The sequence below is a fragment of the Lysobacter sp. Soil_N_51 genome (assembly GCF_057655755.1).
Window position 1 is genome coordinate 463,740 of sequence record NZ_JBDGLR010000006.1, and the last position, 17,937, is coordinate 481,676.

Below are 17,937 nucleotides of genomic sequence, written 5' to 3' on the forward strand. Positions count from 1 at the left end.
GACACCGCGCGCGGCGGCCGGACCTGCATGGCAGCGCGGGTGTTCAGTCCTCCTCGTGCCGCGGCTTGTAGGCCTCGACCAGCTTCTGCTGCACGTGCCCCGGCACCGGTTCGTAGTGACTGAAATCCAGCGAGTAGCGGCCGCGTCCGGCGGTCACCGACTTGAGCTCGGCCGCATAGCCTTCCAGCTCCGACAACGGCACCTGCGCGCGCACCACGATCTCGCCGCCGCGCATGCTGTCGGTCCCGCTGATGCGCGCGCGCTTGCTGGCCAGGCCGCCGCTGATGTCGCCCATGTGCTGCTCGGGCGCGTTGACCTCCAGTTCGACGATCGGTTCGAGCACCTGCGGCCGCGCCTTGCCGATCGCGTCGAGAAACGCCTTCTTGCCGGCGGCGACGAACGCCACTTCCTTGCTGTCGACGCTGTGGTACTTGCCGTCGTACACGATCACCCGCACGTCCTGCAGCGGATAACCGGCGACCGCACCGTCGTGCAGCACCTGGCGCACGCCTTTCTCCACCGCCGGCAGGAACTGGCCCGGAATGGTGCCGCCCTTGACCTCGTCGACGAATTCGAACCCGCCGCCGCGCGGCAAGGGTTCGACCCGCAGGAACACTTCGCCGAACTGGCCCGCGCCACCGGTCTGTTTCTTGTGGCGATGATGGCCTTCGGCCTTGCCGGCGACGGTTTCGCGATAGGCGATGCGCGGCGGCCGCGCCTTGACCTCCACACCGTACTTGTCCTTGAGCCGGTCGATGTTGATGCGCAGGTGCAGATCCGACAGGCCACGGATCACGGTTTCGTTGGTTTCGATTTCATGTTCGACATGGAAGCAGGGATCTTCCTCGGCCAGCTTATGCAGCGCGGTGGCGAGCTTCTGCTCCTGACCTTTGCTCGCCGCTTCGACCGCCAGGCCGAACATCGGCCGCGGGAAATTCAGCGGCGCCAGATGGATGTGGTCTTCGTCGTGGCTGTCATGTAGCACCGCGTCGAAATGCAGGTCCTCGACCTTGGCCACCGCGGCGATGTCGCCGGGGATCGCCTGCTCGATCTCGACGTGGTCCTTGCCCTTGAGCTTGAACAGATGCCCGACCTTGAACGGCTTCTTGCCGTCGTCGACGAACAACTGGGTGTCCTTGCGCACGGTGCCCTGATAAACGCGAAACACCCCGAGCTTGCCGACGAAGGGATCGTTGACGATCTTGAACACGTCGGCGATCACGTGCGCCTTGGCGTTGGGCACGGCCATGATCGGCTTGGCTTCGTCGCCGATGCCCTTGAGGAACGGCGGCGCATTGGCTTCGCCCGGATGCGGAAACAGGTGCTCGGCGACGTCGAGCAGTTCCTTGACCCCGACCCCGCTGCGCGCCGAACAGAACAGCACCGGCACCAGATGGCCTTCGCGCAGGCATTGTTCGAAGGCGTCGTGCAGTTCCTCACCCGACAGCCCGCCTTCGCCGAGATCGAGGTAGTGCTCCATCACGGTTTCGTTGATCTCGACCACCTGGTCGATGATCTTCTGATGCCAGTCGGCGACCACGCCGAGATCGCTGTCGCCCTGATTGCTGCCGAAACAGTCGACCACCCGCTGACCACCGTCGGCCGGCAGGTTCACCGGCAGACACTCGGGGCCCAAGCTTTCGCGGATCGCGTCGAGCACGCGCCCCGGATCGGCGCCTTCATGATCGATCTTGTTGATCACGATCGCCCGGCACAGGCCGCGCGCCTTGGCGTGTTCCATCATCCGGCGGGTGCCGTAGGCGACGCCGCTGTCGGCATCGACCACCACCGCCACGGTTTCGACCGCGGCCAGCGCCGACAGGGTGGGGCCGCGGAAATCGGGATAGCCGGGGGTGTCGATCAGGTTGACGTGGATGCCGGCATGGTCGGTGCTGGCGATGGCCGCGTCGATCGAGTGGCCGCGTTGCTTCTCGATCGGGTCGAAATCCGACACCGTGCTGCCGCGTTCGATGGTGCCTGCCGTCTGGACTGCGCCGCCGGCCTGCAGCAGGGCTTCGAAGAGCGTGGTTTTGCCGGCGCCGGGGTGACCCGCGAGGGCCACGTTGCGAATCGATTCTGTGCTGTAGGACATGAGCGGACTTCTCCCTGAGGCAAGGGTGGGGAAGGCCGTCATGGCTGTCCGCGCTGCGCGCCCGAGCGTGGCGCTCGGCGGGCGGTCATGGCGGGCCGGCGGGTCGCCGGGAATCACAGACTCCCGCAGGCGGCAGGGTGGGTCAAGCCCGGCCGCGCGAAGCGCGCACTGCTTGGCGGTTGCGCGTGTTGCGTTGCGGCATGGAGCCAGGAACGAGTGCAGAGGAGTGAGAAACGAGTGGGGCGGGCGAGGAGGGAGTTCGCAGGAGTGAGAAACGAGTGGGTGACGTTCGTGCTCTTACTCACTCCTCACTTCTCTGCACTCGTTCCTGTCGAAGCGAGCACTGCTTGGCGGTTGCTTGTGTTGCGATGCGGCATGGAGCCAGGAACGAGTGCAGAGGAGTGAGAAACGAGTGGGGCGGGCGAGGAGGGAGTTCGAAGGAGTGAGAAACGAGTGGGCGACGCTCGTGCTCTTACTCACTCCTCACTCCTCTGCACTCGTTCCTGGCTCTTAACGCCCACCCCGCTACCCTGTGCGCTCCTCATCAGCCGGAGCTACACCATGGGTATCTCGCGTCATGCCACCGCACACTGGGAAGGCGATCTCAAGAGCGGGCAGGGCAAGCTGAGCACGCCGCAGAGCGGTCTGCTCGACAACACCCGTTACGGTTTCAACAGCCGCTTCGGCGATGAGAAGGGCACCAATCCCGAAGAACTGATCGCCGCGGCCCACGCCGGCTGCTTCACCATGGCCTTGTCGGCCAAGCTCAGCGAAGCCGGGCATCCGCCGGCCAAGCTCGACACCCGCGCCGAGGTCGACCTGTCGATGGAAGGCGGTCCGACCCTGTCGCAGATCCGGCTCAAGGTGACCGCCGAGGTACCCGGGATCGATGCGGCCAAGTTCCAGGCGATCGCCGAGGACGCCAAGGCCAATTGCCCGGTGTCTAAGGCGCTCAGCGCGGTGCCGATCAGCCTGGAGGCGAAACTGGCCTGATGGAGGGCGAGGCGATTCGGCCTTCGTGACTGTTGCGTTCGAAAGTTGTAACAACGCGGTCGCGGCTTGCGCCGCTCCTACAGGGAGGCCATGTCGGCTCGCCCCTGTAGGAGCGGCGTAAGCCGCGACCGCGCCACTTAACCGACGACGAAACCCCGGCCTTGCACGATCTTTCCACCCACCCGCGCCGCAACCCGCCAATCCGCCACGCCCTGCTGATCCACGGCGCCGGCGCCGGCGGCTGGGAATGGAACCTGTGGCGCGAGGTCCTGCATGCGCGGGGTTTCATCACTCTCGCGCCCGACTTGCAGCCCGCAGCCGACGGTTTAGCCGCGACCTCGCTGGACGACTATCGCGATCAGGTCCGCGTGGCGCTGGCCGGTTTGCCGCGCCCGTGCGCACTGATCGGCGCCAGCCTCGGCGGCCTGCTGGCGATGCTGTGCGCGGATCGGGCCGACGCGCTGGTGCTGATCAACCCGCTGCCGCCGGCGCCGTGGGCGGCGCAACTGCCGTCGCGCGACAGGCCCGCGCTCGTACCCTGGCGCCGTGACGCGCGCCTGGCCTCGACCCGGCGCGCCATGCCCGACGCCGACGAAGCCGCGGCCCTGTACGCGCTGCGCCGCTGGCGCGACGAATCCGGCCGGGTCCTGCGCCAGGCCTACGCCGGGGTCGAGGCGCCCGCGCCGGTCGGGCCGGTGCTGTGCCTCGCCTCCGAGCGCGACCAGGATGTCGCTGCGCGAACCACCGCACAGTTCGCTCAGGCGCTCGGTGCGACCTTGTGGCGGTACCCGCACGGCAGTCACGTCGGTCCGCTGCTCGGCCGCGACGCCGCCGGCACCGCCGTGGCGGTCGCCGACTGGCTGTCGGCGAGGTAAACGTCGCGCGCCCGCGCGGGGCCGGGGCGGCCGCATTCAGCCCGGGTTGACCGCCGCGGCCCGACGATCCGCATCGCGCCATCCCGGCGTCTGGAGTCCATGATGAATCGCTCGCTCGTCACCGTCCTGGGCCTGGCGCTGACCGCCGCCACCGGCATCGCTTCGGCGCAGTCGTACGGCTACCCGCAGAACAACTACCCGCAGAACACGTATCCGCAGACCAGCGGCAACGCCGGCTACAGCTCGCAGATCGATTTCGCCCGGGTGATCCGGGTCGATCCGGTGTTCGACGAATACCGCACCCAGCCGGCCAGCACCGGCCCGCGTTGCTACGAGCGTCCGGCCTATGTGCAGGGCGACAGCTATTACGGCGGCGACAACCGCAGCGGCGATTCCTATTACGATCCCAACGGCGGCGAGCGCCGCAGCACCGGCACCGAAGGCGGTCGCATGGCCGCGACCGTGGTCGGTGGCATCGTCGGCGCGGTGCTCGGCAGCAAGGTCGGCGGCGGCAGCGCGCGCTATGCGACCTCGGCGATCGGCTCGATGGTGGGCGGCATGGCCGGCAAGAGCATCTACGAACAGAACAAGCGCAGCCAGCAGCCGCCGCGCAGCGGCATGGTGCGGGTCTGCGATCCGGTCCAGGACAACGGTAACTATTACCCGACCGGCAACAACGGCGAGCGCTCGGTCAGCGGTTACGACGTGACGTACGAATACGCCGGCAAGACTTATCGCACCCGCACCGATCACAACCCCGGCGATCGGATTCGGGTGCGGGTGGATGTGCGGCCGGATTGATTGGTTCGGTTGGGGCGCGCTGGACGCTGTTGCTTGATGTTTGGTTCGCGGACGGAACATCGGGACGATGCCCGGTTGATCCGATTGGTACGGCTCATTCGGTAGATATTGCCGCCGTGTTGTTGCTTGCGCCGTGGTTGTAATGTCGCGGTCGCGGCTCACGCCGCTCCTACAGGGGGCGGCCGCGGTTTCGTTTCTCACTGTAGGAGCGGCGCGAGCCGCGACCGCGCCACCGCGCTTGCGTGGTGATCGCGAGGTCGTGACGCTTGCATGGGACCCCGAGGTCCCAGCGTTCTTCGTTGCACGTTGCTTGTTTGAGCGTTACGCGCCGCGTGCGCCGCATCCGATGCAGACAGGCCCAGCGGCTCAGGGCTCGGGCAACCCCGAAGCCCGCGCCACCATCCGCGCCAATGCCGCCTCGTCGCGCAACACCACATGCCGATAACGCAGGCCGATCCAGCCCTGCTGTTCCCAGGCCTTGAGTTCCTTGCTCACGCTTTGCCGGGTCGCGCCGAGCATGCTCGCCAGATCGTCCTGCGGCAGCGCCAGATCGATCAGGCGGCCGTCGGTTTCGTCGACACCGTAAACCTGCGCCAGTTGCAGCAGACGCTTGCCCAGCCGCGCCGCCAACGGCAGGGTCAGCGCGTCCTCGACGTAATCGAGCACCGTGCGCAGCTTGCGGCACAGCAGGCGGGTGAAGCCGCGATACAGCTCGGGGTGTTCGTCGAGCAAAGCGAGAAAACGCAGGCGCGGTAGCAGCAGGATTTCGCTGTCGCCGATCGCGTGCGCATCCTGCGGCCGCGGTTCGCCGTCGAACATCGACACCTCGCCGAACCAGCTGCCCGGTTCGAACAGAACGAACAATACCTCGCGTCCGTTCGGGGTCGGCACGCTCAGGCGGATGCGGCCGCGGACCACGCCGTACAGGCCTTCGGCGGCGTCGCCGCGCGCGTACAGCCGCTCGCCGTCGCGCAGGCGCCGACGCAGCGACATCGCCTGCAGGTGGGCGACCAGTTCCGGCGACAGATCGCGCAGCCACGGATCCGCGCTCAGCGCGGGGTCGGTCATGTCGGCGTGGCGAGCGGGCGCGGGGCGATCCTGCATGGCGGCCTGTGCGGATGATTCGATTACAGCGAAGGGTTCGACTGTCGGCAAGCCGACGGTCGGCGCTGGCGCGCGGGGCTATTGTGCCCGTTGGACCGCGAAGGGGAACGACCATGCAGACGAGCAAGCACGACGGCGATGCGCACGCGGCGTCGGCCGAAGCCGAATGGGCGCTGCGGGTCGACCTGGCCGCGGCCTACCGGCTGGTCGCGCTGTTCGGCTGGGACGATCTGGTGTTCACCCATCTGACCGCGCGCATTCCCGGGCCCGAGCATCGTTTCCTGATCAATCGCTACGGCATGGGCTTCGACGAAATCACCGCTTCGTCGCTGGTCAAGATCGGCCTTGACGGCCTGCCGGTGGACGAGGCGAGCAGCGAGCAACCGATCCCGGTCAACCCGGCCGGCTTCGTGATCCACAGCGCGGTGCACGCCGCGCGCGACGACGCCTTGTGCGTGATGCACACCCATTCGCTCAACGGCGTCGCGGTGTCGGCGCAGCGCGACGGGGTGCTGCCAATCTCGCAGCAGTCGCTGTTCGTGCTGGCCGCGTTGGGCTATCACGATTACGAGGGCGTGGCGCTCAACGACGAGGAGAAGCCGCGGCTGGTGCGCGATCTGGGACGCAATACCTTCCTGATGCTGCGCAACCATGGCCTGCTGACGGTCGGCGCGAGCGTCGCCGATGCGTTCCTGGCGATGTACATCTTCGAGGCCGCGTGTGCGATCCAGGTACGGGCGATGGCCGGCGGGGGCGACTTGTTGCGTATTCCCGCGCCGATCCTCGCCGGCATCCAGGCCCAGGCCGCGCAGGTCACGCGCGGGCTCGGCGGCGCGCTGGCGTGGCCGTCGCTGTTGCGGCGATTGCAGCGGCACAATCCGGGCTACGATCGCTGAGTCGGCTTCGCGCGGTGCCAGCTTCGCGCATCAGCGGTCCAGCCGCCGGCATCGCGCCGGCTCGTATACCCCGTGGTCAGGAGATCCTTCGTGCAGGACAGCCTGTTGCTCAAGATCGGTCTGCCGATCGCCATCGCCATCATCATGTGCGGCATCGGCCTGACCCTCAGCGGCGCGGACTTCCGCCGCATAGGCCAGCACCCCAAGCCGGTTGCGATCGGCCTGATCGGCCACTACCTGCTGCTGCCGCTGCTCGGTTTCGCGGTGGCGTGGCTGTTTCCGAACTCGCTGGAATTCGCCGTCGGCTTCGTGCTGGTCGCGGCCTGTCCGAGCGGCAGCAGTTCCAATGCGCTGACCTTTCTCGCCCGCGGCAATGTCGCGCTGGCGGTGACCTTGACGGTGATCAGCGCGCTGGTGACGTTCATCAGCGTGCCGTTGCTGGTCAACCTGGCGCTGGACTGGTTCGGCGGCGAAACCCGCCAGATCCGCTTGCCGGTGGGCCAGACGGTGATGCACTTGGCCGCGCTGGTGCTGGTGCCGGTATTGCTCGGCATGGGCTTGCGGCGTTTCGCGCCAGCGCTGGCGCAGCGCATCGAGCCGTGGGTCAGCCGCTTCGCCTTGTTGCTGCTGTTGTTGCTGATCGTCGCGATCAGCGTCACCCAGCACGATCTGTTGCTGCGTACTCTCCCCGAACTGGGCCCGGCGGCGCTGCTGATGTGCAGCGCGGCGATCGGCGGCGGCTTCGCGCTGGCGCGGTTGAGCGGGCTGGACTTGCGCGATTCGATCACCGTCGGGATGGAAGTCGGCGTGCAGAACAGCACCCTGGCGATCGTGATCGCGCTGACCTTGTTGAACTCGCCGCAGGTCGCGGTGCCCGCGGCGATGTACGGCTTGCTGATGTACCTGCCGGCGTTCGCGGTGGTGGTACTGGGGCGGCGCGCGGTGGCGCGGGAGCAGGCGCGCGCGGCGGCGGTTTGACGGTTGTTACAGAGACTCGCGGATTTGAGATGAGTGGTACTTAGCCTGCGTGCGCCCTCATCCGGCCCTTCGGGCCACCTTCTCCCGCAAGCGGGAGAAGAACTGCACTAAAGCCCCTCTCCCGCTTGCGGGAGAGGGGTTGGGGTGAGGGCCACGCAGCCTCAACGCCAATCGATCGACCCACGCACCACGTTGCTGACCCGCCCGCCCGACCACACCTCGCCGTCGCCGTCCACGCGCAGCTCCAGGCGCGCGTCGAAGCCGACTTCGCGGCCCTGGCTGACGGTATAGCGCCCGTCGCGGCCGGGCAGGGCGCCGTTGTGGTTGAGCCACGCGGCCAGGGTGGCGTTGGCGGCGCCGGAAGCGGCGTCCTCGAACTGCGCCGGAGCGCCGACGAAGGCGCGCACGACCAGGTCGTAGTCCCGCCCGGCGTCGGCGCGCGCGAACGCGCACAGGCCCATGCTCTCGGTGCTTTCGGCCAGCGCGCCGATCGCGGCCCAGTCCGGGCGGGCGGCGCGCAACGCGGCTTCGTCGCGCAGTTCGGCCAGCCACCAGCGGCGGCCGCCGTCCATCAGCGCGGGCGGCAATGCGCCTAGGGACATATTGCGCAAAGTGTCGGCCAGGCGCGGATCGGTCGCACTGGCAGTCTCGACCACCCGCGCGCGCGGCGTGCGCACCGCGATCGTGCGCGACTCGCCTTCGCCGCTCACCGACAGCGGCAGCAGCCCGGCGACGCCTTCCTGCACCAGCACGCCGTCGACCGGCGTCGCCAGCCCGGCCTCGAGCACCACGCAGGCGGTACCGACACTGGGATGGCCGGCGAACGGCACCTCGCGGCGCGGGCTGAACATGCGGATGCGGTAACTGGCGCCAGGCTGGCTCGGCGGAAACACGAAGGTGGTTTCGGGCAGGCGGGTCCAGCGGGCGATGGCCTGCATGGCGGCGTCGTCGAGGCCGTCGGCGTCGAGGACCACGGCCAGCGGATTGCCGGCGCCGGGCCGGTCGGCGAACACGTCCAGTTGCAGATAGCGGCGTTGCGTCATTCGGGTGGGGCCATGAGAGAGGAAAGAGTGGGGAGCAGTGAGAAAACGCAGATGGAGCGGATTGAAGATTCGGCCGGGCAAGCGGCCTGAGCGAGCCGTCGAAGCCAGCAATCCGACCATCCCCGTTCGGGACCCGGCCGCTTCGACTAGAATCGTCGCCTCATGCCCGGACCCCGGGCGCGCGCGATGGCAAGCACGCGATTCTAGGCGCGCAGGACCGGCAAGTGTGCAACCCCGCGGCGGCGCATCGATGCGGCGCGCGGGTCGATCGACCTGTCCCGGCCTTCGCCGGGGCTTGAAACCCGTAACGACAACCGAGGAAGACTGTGGTGGCGCAAGCGACAGGCTGGGTGGTGCTCAAGTTCGGTGGTACTTCGGTATCCCGCCGCAACCGTTGGGACACGATCGGACGCCTGGCTTCGAAACGCCTGAAAGACGACGGCCGGCGCGTGCTGGTGGTGGTCTCGGCGTTGTCGGGCGTGACCAACGAACTGCAGGCGATCGCGTATGCCGCGCCCGGCCAGGACGACGGCATCGCCGCGCGTTTCGCCGGTCTGGTCGAGCGTCATCGCACGTTCTGCGCCGAACTCGATCTCGACCCGGATACGGTGCTCGGCGAACGCCTGGCGAAACTGGTTGCGTTGGAAACCGATCCGCGCGCGGCGAGCCGCGCGCTGGACTGGCAGGCCGAGGTGCTGGGGCAGGGCGAATTGCTGTCGTCCACGTTAGGTGCCGCTTACCTGCGTTCGCAGGGGCTCGACTTCGGGTGGTGCGACGCGCGCGACTGGCTCGACGCGGTGTCGCTGCCGAACGCGACCGAGTGGGCGCAGCGTCTGTCGGTGAACTGCCGGCATCAGGCCGAAGCGGGTTTCGCCGAACGCTTCGACGCGCAGCCGACCGCGATGCTGATCACCCAGGGCTTCATCGCCCGCCACGGCGACGGCGGCACCGCGATTCTCGGCCGCGGCGGCTCCGACACCTCGGCCGCGTACTTCGGTGCGTTGCTGAAAGCGCAGCGGGTGGAAATCTGGACCGACGTGCCCGGCATGTTCAGCGCCAATCCGCGCGAAGTGCCCGACGCGCGCCTGCTGGCGCGATTGGACTACGCCGAGGCCCAGGAAATCGCCACCACCGGCGCCAAGGTGCTGCATCCGCGTTCGATCGCGCCGTGCCGAGACGCCGGCGTGCCGATGGCGATTCTCGACACCGAGCGTTTCGATCTGCCCGGCACCCGCATCGACGCCAGCGCGGCGACGGTGCCCGGGGTCAAGGCGATCAGCCGCCGCAACGGCATCGTGCTGGTGTCGATGGAAAGCATCGGCATGTGGCAGCAGGTCGGCTTCCTGGCCGATGTGTTCGAGCGGTTTAAGCGGCATGGGCTGTCGATCGACTTGATCGGTTCGTCGGAAACGAACGTCACCGTGTCGTTGGATCCGAGCGAGAATTTGGTCAACAGCAACGTGCTCGAAGCGCTGTCGGCCGATCTGGCCGAGGTGTGCCGGGTCAAAGTGATCGCGCCGTGCGCGGCGATCACCCTGGTCGGCCGCGGCATGCGCTCGCTGCTGCATCGCTTGTCCGATATCTGGGCCGCGTTCGGGCGCGAGCGCGTGCATCTGATTTCGCAGTCGTCCAACGACCTCAACCTGACCTTCGTGATCGACGAGGCCGACGCCGACGGGTTGTTGCCGCATCTGCATCACGAACTGATCCGCGGCGGCGCGATGCCGGTGCGCGACGACAGCGTGTTCGGCCCGAGCTGGCGCGAGATCGCGCACGGCAAGCCGCAACGCGCGCCGGCGTGGTGGCAGGGCCGGCGCGAACGCTTGCTGGCGATGGCCGATGCCGGCACCCCGCGCTACGTCTACGACCTGGCGACCGTGCGCGAACGCGCGCGCTCGCTGATCGGCACCGAGGCGGTCGATCGTTGCTTCTACGCGATGAAGGCCAATTCGCATCCGGCCGTGCTCAAGACGATCGTCGGCGAAGGCTTCGGTCTGGAATGCGTGTCGCTGGCCGAGATCGAGCGCGTATTCGCCGCGATCCCGCACATGGCGCCCGAGCGGGTGTTGTTCACCCCGAGCTTCGCGCCGCGACGCGAGTACGAAGCCGCGTTCAAGCGCGGGGTGATTGTCACCCTCGACAACATCGAAGCGCTGCAACGCTGGCCCGAATTGTTCCGCGGCCGCACCCTGTGGCTGCGCCTGGACCTCGGTCACGGCGAAGGCCATCACGAGAAAGTCCGCACCGGCGGCGTCGCGGCCAAGTTCGGCCTGCCGCTGTCGCGTTTCGACGCTTTCATCGAGGAGGCGCGCAAGCTCGACATCCGCATCAGCGGCCTGCACGCGCACCTGGGCAGCGGCATCGACGATCCGCAGCACTGGCGCGGCGTTTACGCCAGCCTGGCTGGATTGGCCGACAGCGTCGGCACGATCGAGACCATCGACATCGGCGGCGGTTTGCCGATCGCCTACACGCCGGAAGCGCCGCTGTTCGATCTGGCGCAGTGGCGCGCCGGCCTGGATGAAATCAAGGCCGCGTACCCGCGTTATGGGTTGATCATCGAACCCGGCCGTTACCTCGTGGCCGAAAGCGGCGTGCTGCTGCTCGCGGTGACCCAGGTGATCGAAAAGGACGGCGTGCGCCGGATCGGTTGCGATGCCGGCATGAACGCGCTGATGCGTCCGGCGATGTACGAGGCCTACCACGGCATCCACAACCTGAGCCGCTTCGACGACAGCGCGGTCGCCGCGTTCGACGTGGTCGGCCCGGTGTGCGAAAGCAGCGACGTGCTCGGCCGCGGCCGGCCGATGCCGATCGCGACCGAGGAAGGCGACGTCATCCTCGTCGCCGACACCGGCGCCTACGGCATGGCGATGGCCAATACCTACAACCTGCGCGCGCTGCCGGCCGAGGAGGTGATCGAATGAGATCGACCGCATCCACGACCGCATCCAACCCCTGCGCGCGCCTTGTTCTGATTTCGGGAAAACGCTTGTGAGTGCCCAATTCCAACGCGACGCGGTTCGCGCCTTCCGTTTCGTCCGCTGCCAGCTCGATGCCGCCACCGGCATCGCCGAACTGGTGTATGCCTTCGACGACGGCCCGGAACTGATCGAAACCATCACCATTCCGGGCGCGCCGTTCGTCCTGGACGGCGCGCGCGAACGCGCGGTAGAGCAGGCGTTGCGTCTACTGCATCTGATCGCCGGCGTGAGCTATTTCAAGGCGGCGGTGCCGGAAGAGATCCGCATCGATTCGTATGCGATCGACGCCGATGCGGCGGGCTTGCTGGAGTTGATTTATGTCAACGGGCTCGGTGAATTCGCGTATCGCAATGGTTTGAATCTGCATGGGAAGATTCGGTTTCCCGTGGGTGGGCGCGTGCCCTCACCCCAGCCCTCTCCCGCGAGCGGGAGAGGGAGCAACAGCGGTGATGCGTCTACTCTTGATGGTCTCCCTCTCCCGCCTGCGGGAGAGGGCCGGGGTGAGGGCCGCGCCCCCGCGCTCGGCCTGCGCGAACACGCCCTGGTCGCGATCGGCGGCGGCAAGGACTCGCTGGTCAGCATCGAAGCGCTGCGCGCGCTCGGCATCGAACAGACGGTCACCTGGATCGGCGGTTCGCAGCTGATCGCGGCCTGCGCCGCGCGCACCGAGCTGCCGACCCTCAACCTCGGCCGCGCGCTCGCGCCGCAGCTGTTCGAACTCAATCGCCAGGGCGCCTACAACGGGCACATCCCGGTCACGGTGGTGAACTCGGCGATCATGGTGCTGGCGGCGCTGTTGCACGGCGTCGATCAAGTCGTGTTCTCCAACGAACGCTCGGCCAGCTATGGCAGCCTGATCGAAGGCACCGGCGAGGTGAATCATCAGTGGTCGAAGGGCTGGGCCTGCGAGCAGGCGTTCGGCGACTACGTGCAGCGGCATGTCGCGGCCGATCTGCATTACTACTCGCTGCTGCGTCCGCTCAGCGAGCTGGCGGTGGCGCGGCAGTTCGCGCGCAGCGATCGTTACGACGCGCATTTCAGCAGTTGCAATCGCAATTTCCATATCCTCGGCGAGCGACCGGCGAGTCGGTGGTGTGGGGTGTGTCCCAAGTGCCACTTCGTGTTCCTGGCGTTGGCACCCTTCATGACCAAGCCTCGCTTGGTCGGCATCTTCGGCCGCAACTTGCTCGACGATCCGGGCCAGACCGAGGGCTACGACGCGCTGCTCGAATACCGCAACCACAAGCCGTTCGAATGCGTCGGCGAAGGCCGCGAGTCGCGCGCGGCGATGGCCGCGCTGAGCGAGCGTCCGGAATGGCGCGAAGACGCCCTGGTCGAGCGTTTCGCGCGCGAGATCCGTCCGCAACTGGGCGACGACGATCTGCGTATCGAGCCGCTGCTGAGCCTGGACGACGAACAGCGTCTGCCGCCGCGGCTGTGGGAGCGGTTGCGTGCGTATTTCGCAGCTTGACGGTCGCGCGGTCGCGCTGTGGGGCTGGGGCCGCGAAGGCCGCGCGGCCTATCGCGCGATCCGCTCGCGCCTGCCCGAACTCGCGCTGACCCTGTTGTGTTCGCACGAGGAAGCCGCCAATGCGCGCGCGCTCGGCGATGTGCGGTTGGCGATCGAAACCGCGGCCACCGCCGAGCGGCTGGGCGCGTTCGAAATCATCATAAAGTCGCCGGGCATCAGTCCGTATCGCGCCGAGGCCTTGGCGGCGGTGGAGCAGGGCGCGCGTTTTCTCGGCGGCACCGCGTTGTGGTTCGGCGAACACGGCGACGCGCGCACGGTCTGCGTGACCGGGACCAAGGGCAAGAGCACCACGACTTCGCTGCTGGCGCATCTGCTGCGCGCCGGCGGTCATCGCACCGCGCTGGCCGGCAACATCGGGCTGCCCTTGCTGGAAGTGCTCGACCCGCCGCAGCCGCCGGAGTTCTGGGCGATCGAGTTGTCGAGTTACCAGACCGGCGACGTCGGTGCGAGCGGCGCGCGGCCGGAAGTCGCGGTCGCGCTGAACATCTATCCCGAACATCTCGATTGGCACGGCTCGCAGGCGCGCTATGTCGAAGACAAGCTGCGGCTGTTGACCGAAGGCAAGCCGCGCATCGCGGTGCTCAACGCCAACGATGCGGTGCTCGCGGGCTTGAAGTTGCCCGATAGCGAGATTCGTTGGTTCGGTCATGAAGCCGGCTGGCATCTGCGCGGCGACGCGCTGTGGCGCGGCGATCGCGAGATCATGGACACCGCGTCCCTGCCGCTGCCGGGACGGCACAACCGCGGCAATCTATGCGCGGTGTTGACCGCGATCGAAGCGCTCGGCCTCGACGCGATACCGTTGGCGCCGCATGCCGCGAGTTTCAGGCCGTTGCCGAACCGGCTGCAGCCGCTCGGCACGCGCGATGGCATTGCTTACGTCAACGATTCGATCAGCACCACGCCGCATGCGAGTCTGGCGGCGCTGGATTGCTATTCGGATCGGCGCATCGCGCTGCTGGTCGGTGGCCACGATCGCGGCATCGACTGGCAGGCCTTCGCCGATGCGATGCGGCGGCGCGCGCCGGTCGCGATCGTGACCATGGGCGAGAACGGCCCGCGCATTCACGCGCTGCTGGCGCCGATCGCGGCGAAGTCGGATTTCCGCCTGAGCGCGGCCGAGGACCTCGCCGAGGCGATGGCGCAGGCGCGCGCGGCGCTGGGCGAGGCCGGCGGCACGGTGCTGTTGTCGCCGGGCGCGCCGAGTTTCGGCCTATATCGCGACTATGTCGCGCGCGGCCGGCATTTCGCCGAACTGGCCGGCTTCGATCCCGACGCGATCGTCGCTATCGACGGCCTGGGCATCGCCTGACGATCCGCTGCGCGCATAGCCGCTGAAACGCAGGCCATGCCGCGTTTCGCGCGCCGAATGGGTCTACGCCCGCCCACGCATCCGTCACCCGGACGCGTTAGGCTGGCCGTCATCGTCCACACCGGAGTCCGACCATGCGCCGTCTCGCCGCTGCCCTGTCGTTAGTGCTGTGCACCTCGCCCGCGTTCGCGGCGATGCAGACCAAACCGGTCGAATGGAAGATCGGCGAGGAGACTTTCAGCGGCGTGCTGGTGTTCGACGACGTCAACGCGATCAAGCGTCCGGGCCTGGTGATGGTGCCGAACTGGATGGGCGTCAGCGACAACGCGATCGGGCACGCCAAGGACATCGCCGGCGACGATTACGTCGTGCTGATCGCCGACGTCTACGGCAAGAACGTGCGGCCCAAGAACAAGGACGAGGCCAAGGCGGCGGTCGGCAAGGCTTACGCCGACGGCGGCACGACCCTGCGCAAGCGGGTGAGCGAAGCGGTCGCGGTGTTGAAGGCGCAGGACAAGACCGCGCCGTTGAACGCATCGAAAATTGGCGCGCTGGGTTTCTGCTTCGGCGGCTCGACCGTGCTGGAACTGGCGCGCACTGGCGCCAACCTGGCCGGCGTGGTGAGCTTCCATGGCGGACTCAAGGCGCATCTGCCGAGCAACGGGGTCAAGGTCAACACCTCGGTGCTGGTGCTCAACGGCGCCGCCGACAAGTCGGTGCCGAATGAGGACATCGTCGCGTTCGAAAAGGAAATGGACGAGGCCGGCGCGGATTGGCAACTGGTCAACTACAGCGGCGCGCGGCATTGCTTCGCCGAGATCGAGAACGCCAATAATCCGCCGCAGGACAATTGCCGGTATGACGAACGTGCCTCGAAGCGGTCGTTCGCGGCGATGCGGGGATTTTTTGCTGAGCGCTTTGGCAAGAAGGATTGATCGGGATTCGATGATCGAAGGCCAAGGTTCGAAGCGCGAGACGTAAAGGCTTTGTTGCGAATGCTCGACGAACTTGCGGGCGGTCCGATCTGCTACGGATCTTTCAGGTTGTCATTCCCGCGAACGCGGGAATCCAGTGACGTTCGCGCGAGAAACTTCCAGAACGTCATCCCCGCGAAGGCGGGGATCCAGGGCTCTTCGTGCGAGAACGTTTGAAGTCACTGGATTCCCGCGTTCGCGGGAATGACGGCTGGGAGAGGCAAGGAATAAATTACATGGCTAGTTGCTTGACTACTTAGGTTGAAGGCCACAGCCGCTAGCTACCAACAACCATCTCAGCACCAACACCAACACCAACACCAACACCCCTCGTTCCGACACCGGCACTACGCTCTAAAAACAATAACGGCGGCCCAAAGGCCGCCGCCGCTGACTCACGATCGAAGCGCTAAGGCACGATCAAAACAAGCGCGCCACAGCGCGCCCAACCCTAGTGATCCCGCCTCACCGCATACCGCGCCAACCCACGCAGCGCGGCGGTGTAATCGTTGTCGTCCAGCCCTTCCAGCGCCGCGTCGGCCGCGTCGGCGTAGTCCTCGGCGCGCCGACGGCTGTAGTCCAGGCCGCCGGTGGCGCGGATCGCGGCGAGTACCTCGGGCATGGCGTCGGTGTCGCCGTGTTCGACCGCGGCGCGCAGGCGCGCGCGGGTGGCGTCGTCGCTGTGCGCGATGGCATGGATCAACGGCAGGGTGGCTTTGCCTTCGGCGAGGTCGTCGCCGAGGTTCTTGCCCAGGGTCTGCGCGTCGGAGGCGTAGTCGAGCACGTCGTCGGCGATCTGGAACGCGTAGCCCAGGGCCATGCCGTAGTCGTGCAGGCGCTGCTGCACGCGCGCGTCGGCGCCGGCCAGGACCGCGCCCAGCCGGGTCGCGGCGGCGAACAGCACCGCGGTCTTGCGCTCGATCACGCGCAGGTAGGCGGCTTCGTCGGTGTCGGGGTTGCGCACGTGCAGCAACTGCAGCACCTCGCCCTCGGCGATGGCGTTGGTGGTGTCGGCGAGGATCTTCATCACTTCCAGGCGGTCGAGTTCGACCATCAACTGGAAGCTGCGCGAGTACAGGAAGTCGCCGACCAGCACGCTGGCGGCGTTGCCCCAGACCGCGTTGGCGGTCTTGCGGCCGCGGCGCAGGTCGGATTCGTCGACCACGTCGTCGTGCAGCAAGGTCGCGGTGTGGATGAACTCGACCACGGCGGCGAGCTGGTGCGCGTCCGGCCCGCGGTGGTTCAGGGCGCCGGCCGCCAACAGCAGCAGCATCGGCCGCAGGCGCTTGCCGCCGGCGCCGACGATGTACTCGGCGACCTGATTGATCAGCACCACGTCCGAGGCCAGCCGGCGTCGGATCAGGGCGTCGACGGCCGCCATGTCGTTGTGGGCCAGGGCCTGGATGCTCGCCAGATCGGGGACGGACAGGGACGTAGCGCTGGAGGACATGAGGCGGCCGGGTCGTGGGGACAGGAATTATAGGGCTTGTGTGGTTTGTGTCTCAGTCCGCACACAGGCGGTCGCTAACGAGACCCGGTACACGCTTCTGACTGAAGAAGCTGAATTCAGAACGTTGTCGAATAACTCATAATTTGCAGCCTTTTTACGTCTAAACGTGAGGCTCATCTCGCTGTATTTTCACGCTTTATCTGCGCTGACAGCGCTAGTGTCTGACATCGAGAGTGGAAATAAGTTTGCCACCGGGACTGGTTCAATGTGCCGCATCGCGAGGAAGCCCCAGCGGTCGGTGCCACGTTGCCAAACTGCCGGAAATTGTCAGTTTGGTGACCACCAGGGGCAGGTTATTGCTGGCGAAATCTCGTTTTTGATGTGAACTGTGTTGAAATCACAATGTGATGGATGGCACACTATTTGCAGCCGTGTCCTATTAAGCAGTGCGTACTGCGTATTGCGATAGGGGTTCCACAGAGGATCTGTTGCATCTGAACACTGCGATTAGTCGTAGTGGGGCGTGTAACAGGGGTGGAAAAAAGGGGGGCACGTTATGACGTGTCAGGGGTCAAGACTCGGTATCCATGGGGATGTCGCTGTTCCCTCCGCCGTATCGGCGGACTCTGTCTGCGTGTCGCGTGGCCGTCGAATGGCGGCCGGGGGCGCGCAGTTCCTACCTGGTAGTCGATGTGAATCGCCAAGCCGTTCCGGCGCTGGCGCATGGGGCGAACTGCCCTTGCGCGTGGCAGACGGATAGCCGAAGGCGGTTCCGAGACGAGCATCTGCATCACGGGACGCTCGTTTTATGTGGATTTGCTGCGTGTCGCGAGTGGTATGCGAAACGCATGGAAGCCAGGCATCAAGCATTCGTCGTACCCGCACGAACTCGCAATACAAGGCA

13 protein-coding genes are annotated in these 17,937 nt (G+C 67.0%); 9 read left to right on the forward strand and 4 right to left on the reverse strand.

Features of this window, described 5'->3' with window-relative positions; all coding sequences use genetic code 11:
* Positions 1–43: 43 nt before the first annotated feature.
* Positions 44–2,092 (reverse strand): elongation factor G, encoded by a 2,049-nt coding sequence (gene fusA, locus AC3A4T_RS13915; RefSeq protein ID WP_487675920.1) that lies wholly within the window; start codon positions 2,090–2,092, stop codon positions 44–46.
* Between the two features lie 561 nt (positions 2,093–2,653).
* On the opposite strand from fusA, the gene AC3A4T_RS13920 reads away from it, so the two are divergent.
* From AC3A4T_RS13920 to AC3A4T_RS13930, 3 genes are all read left to right on the forward strand, one after another.
* Positions 2,654–3,085 carry an OsmC family protein gene (locus AC3A4T_RS13920; protein ID WP_036110342.1) on the forward strand — a complete coding sequence of 144 codons (432 nt, stop codon included), beginning with the start codon at positions 2,654–2,656 and terminating at the stop codon, positions 3,083–3,085.
* Positions 3,086–3,246: 161 nt separating this feature from the next.
* Positions 3,247–3,960: an alpha/beta hydrolase gene (locus tag AC3A4T_RS13925; protein WP_487675921.1), complete on the forward strand. Its 714-nt coding sequence runs from the start codon at positions 3,247–3,249 to the stop codon at positions 3,958–3,960.
* A gap of 102 nt (positions 3,961–4,062) precedes the next feature.
* Entirely contained in the window at positions 4,063–4,761 is a 699-nt protein-coding gene (locus AC3A4T_RS13930) for a glycine zipper 2TM domain-containing protein (protein ID WP_487675922.1), read from the forward strand.
* Positions 4,762–5,127: 366 nt separating this feature from the next.
* On the opposite strand, the gene AC3A4T_RS13935 is transcribed toward AC3A4T_RS13930, so the two are convergent.
* Positions 5,128–5,829 (reverse strand): Crp/Fnr family transcriptional regulator, encoded by a 702-nt coding sequence (locus AC3A4T_RS13935; protein WP_487675923.1) that lies wholly within the window; start codon positions 5,827–5,829, stop codon positions 5,128–5,130.
* 149 nt (positions 5,830–5,978) lie between these two features.
* Here AC3A4T_RS13935 and AC3A4T_RS13940 point away from each other — a divergent pair, with 149 nt between their 5' ends.
* The gene (locus tag AC3A4T_RS13940; protein ID WP_487675924.1) at positions 5,979–6,761 is read left to right on the forward strand and encodes a class II aldolase/adducin family protein; all 783 of its coding nucleotides are present in this window, start codon (positions 5,979–5,981) and stop codon (positions 6,759–6,761) included.
* Between the two features lie 90 nt (positions 6,762–6,851).
* Entirely contained in the window at positions 6,852–7,739 is an 888-nt protein-coding gene (locus AC3A4T_RS13945) for a bile acid:sodium symporter family protein (RefSeq protein WP_487675925.1), read from the forward strand.
* Positions 7,740–7,900: 161 nt separating this feature from the next.
* On the opposite strand, the gene AC3A4T_RS13950 is transcribed toward AC3A4T_RS13945, so the two are convergent.
* Complete coding sequence (locus AC3A4T_RS13950) at positions 7,901–8,782, reverse strand: PhzF family phenazine biosynthesis protein (RefSeq protein ID WP_487675926.1); 882 nt, start codon at positions 8,780–8,782, stop codon at positions 7,901–7,903.
* Positions 8,783–9,111: 329 nt separating this feature from the next.
* Here AC3A4T_RS13950 and AC3A4T_RS13955 point away from each other — a divergent pair, with 329 nt between their 5' ends.
* From AC3A4T_RS13955 to AC3A4T_RS13970, 4 genes are all read left to right on the forward strand, one after another.
* On the forward strand, positions 9,112–11,709 hold the full coding sequence (locus tag AC3A4T_RS13955) for a bifunctional aspartate kinase/diaminopimelate decarboxylase (RefSeq protein WP_487675927.1): 2,598 nt from the start codon (positions 9,112–9,114) through the stop codon (positions 11,707–11,709).
* Positions 11,710–11,776: 67 nt separating this feature from the next.
* Positions 11,777–13,237 carry a UDP-N-acetyl-alpha-D-muramoyl-L-alanyl-L-glutamate epimerase gene (gene murL / locus AC3A4T_RS13960; protein WP_487675928.1) on the forward strand — a complete coding sequence of 487 codons (1,461 nt, stop codon included), beginning with the start codon at positions 11,777–11,779 and terminating at the stop codon, positions 13,235–13,237.
* Entirely contained in the window at positions 13,218–14,609 is a 1,392-nt protein-coding gene (gene murD, locus AC3A4T_RS13965; RefSeq protein WP_487675929.1) for a UDP-N-acetylmuramoyl-L-alanine--D-glutamate ligase, read from the forward strand. The genes murL and murD overlap by 20 nt, the downstream gene beginning before the upstream one ends.
* A gap of 134 nt (positions 14,610–14,743) precedes the next feature.
* The gene (locus tag AC3A4T_RS13970; RefSeq protein WP_487675930.1) at positions 14,744–15,544 is read left to right on the forward strand and encodes a dienelactone hydrolase family protein; all 801 of its coding nucleotides are present in this window, start codon (positions 14,744–14,746) and stop codon (positions 15,542–15,544) included.
* Between the two features lie 490 nt (positions 15,545–16,034).
* Here AC3A4T_RS13970 and AC3A4T_RS13975 read toward each other — a convergent pair whose 3' ends face one another.
* Complete coding sequence (locus AC3A4T_RS13975; protein ID WP_487675931.1) at positions 16,035–17,033, reverse strand: polyprenyl synthetase family protein; 999 nt, start codon at positions 17,031–17,033, stop codon at positions 16,035–16,037.
* Positions 17,034–17,937 lie beyond the last annotated feature (904 nt).

Coding starts and splice junctions, on each gene's coding strand:
- fusA (WP_487675920.1), bottom strand. CDS start 2,092: ATGTCCTACAGCACAGAATCGATTCGCAACGTGGCCCTCGCGGGTCAC.
- AC3A4T_RS13950 (WP_487675926.1), bottom strand. CDS start 8,782: ATGACGCAACGCCGCTATCTGCAACTGGACGTGTTCGCCGACCGGCCC.
- AC3A4T_RS13920 (WP_036110342.1), top strand. CDS start 2,654: ATGGGTATCTCGCGTCATGCCACCGCACACTGGGAAGGCGATCTCAAG.
- AC3A4T_RS13935 (WP_487675923.1), bottom strand. CDS start 5,829: ATGACCGACCCCGCGCTGAGCGCGGATCCGTGGCTGCGCGATCTGTCG.
- AC3A4T_RS13975 (WP_487675931.1), bottom strand. CDS start 17,033: ATGTCCTCCAGCGCTACGTCCCTGTCCGTCCCCGATCTGGCGAGCATC.
- AC3A4T_RS13940 (WP_487675924.1), top strand. CDS start 5,979: ATGCAGACGAGCAAGCACGACGGCGATGCGCACGCGGCGTCGGCCGAA.
- AC3A4T_RS13970 (WP_487675930.1), top strand. CDS start 14,744: ATGCGCCGTCTCGCCGCTGCCCTGTCGTTAGTGCTGTGCACCTCGCCC.
- AC3A4T_RS13930 (WP_487675922.1), top strand. CDS start 4,063: ATGAATCGCTCGCTCGTCACCGTCCTGGGCCTGGCGCTGACCGCCGCC.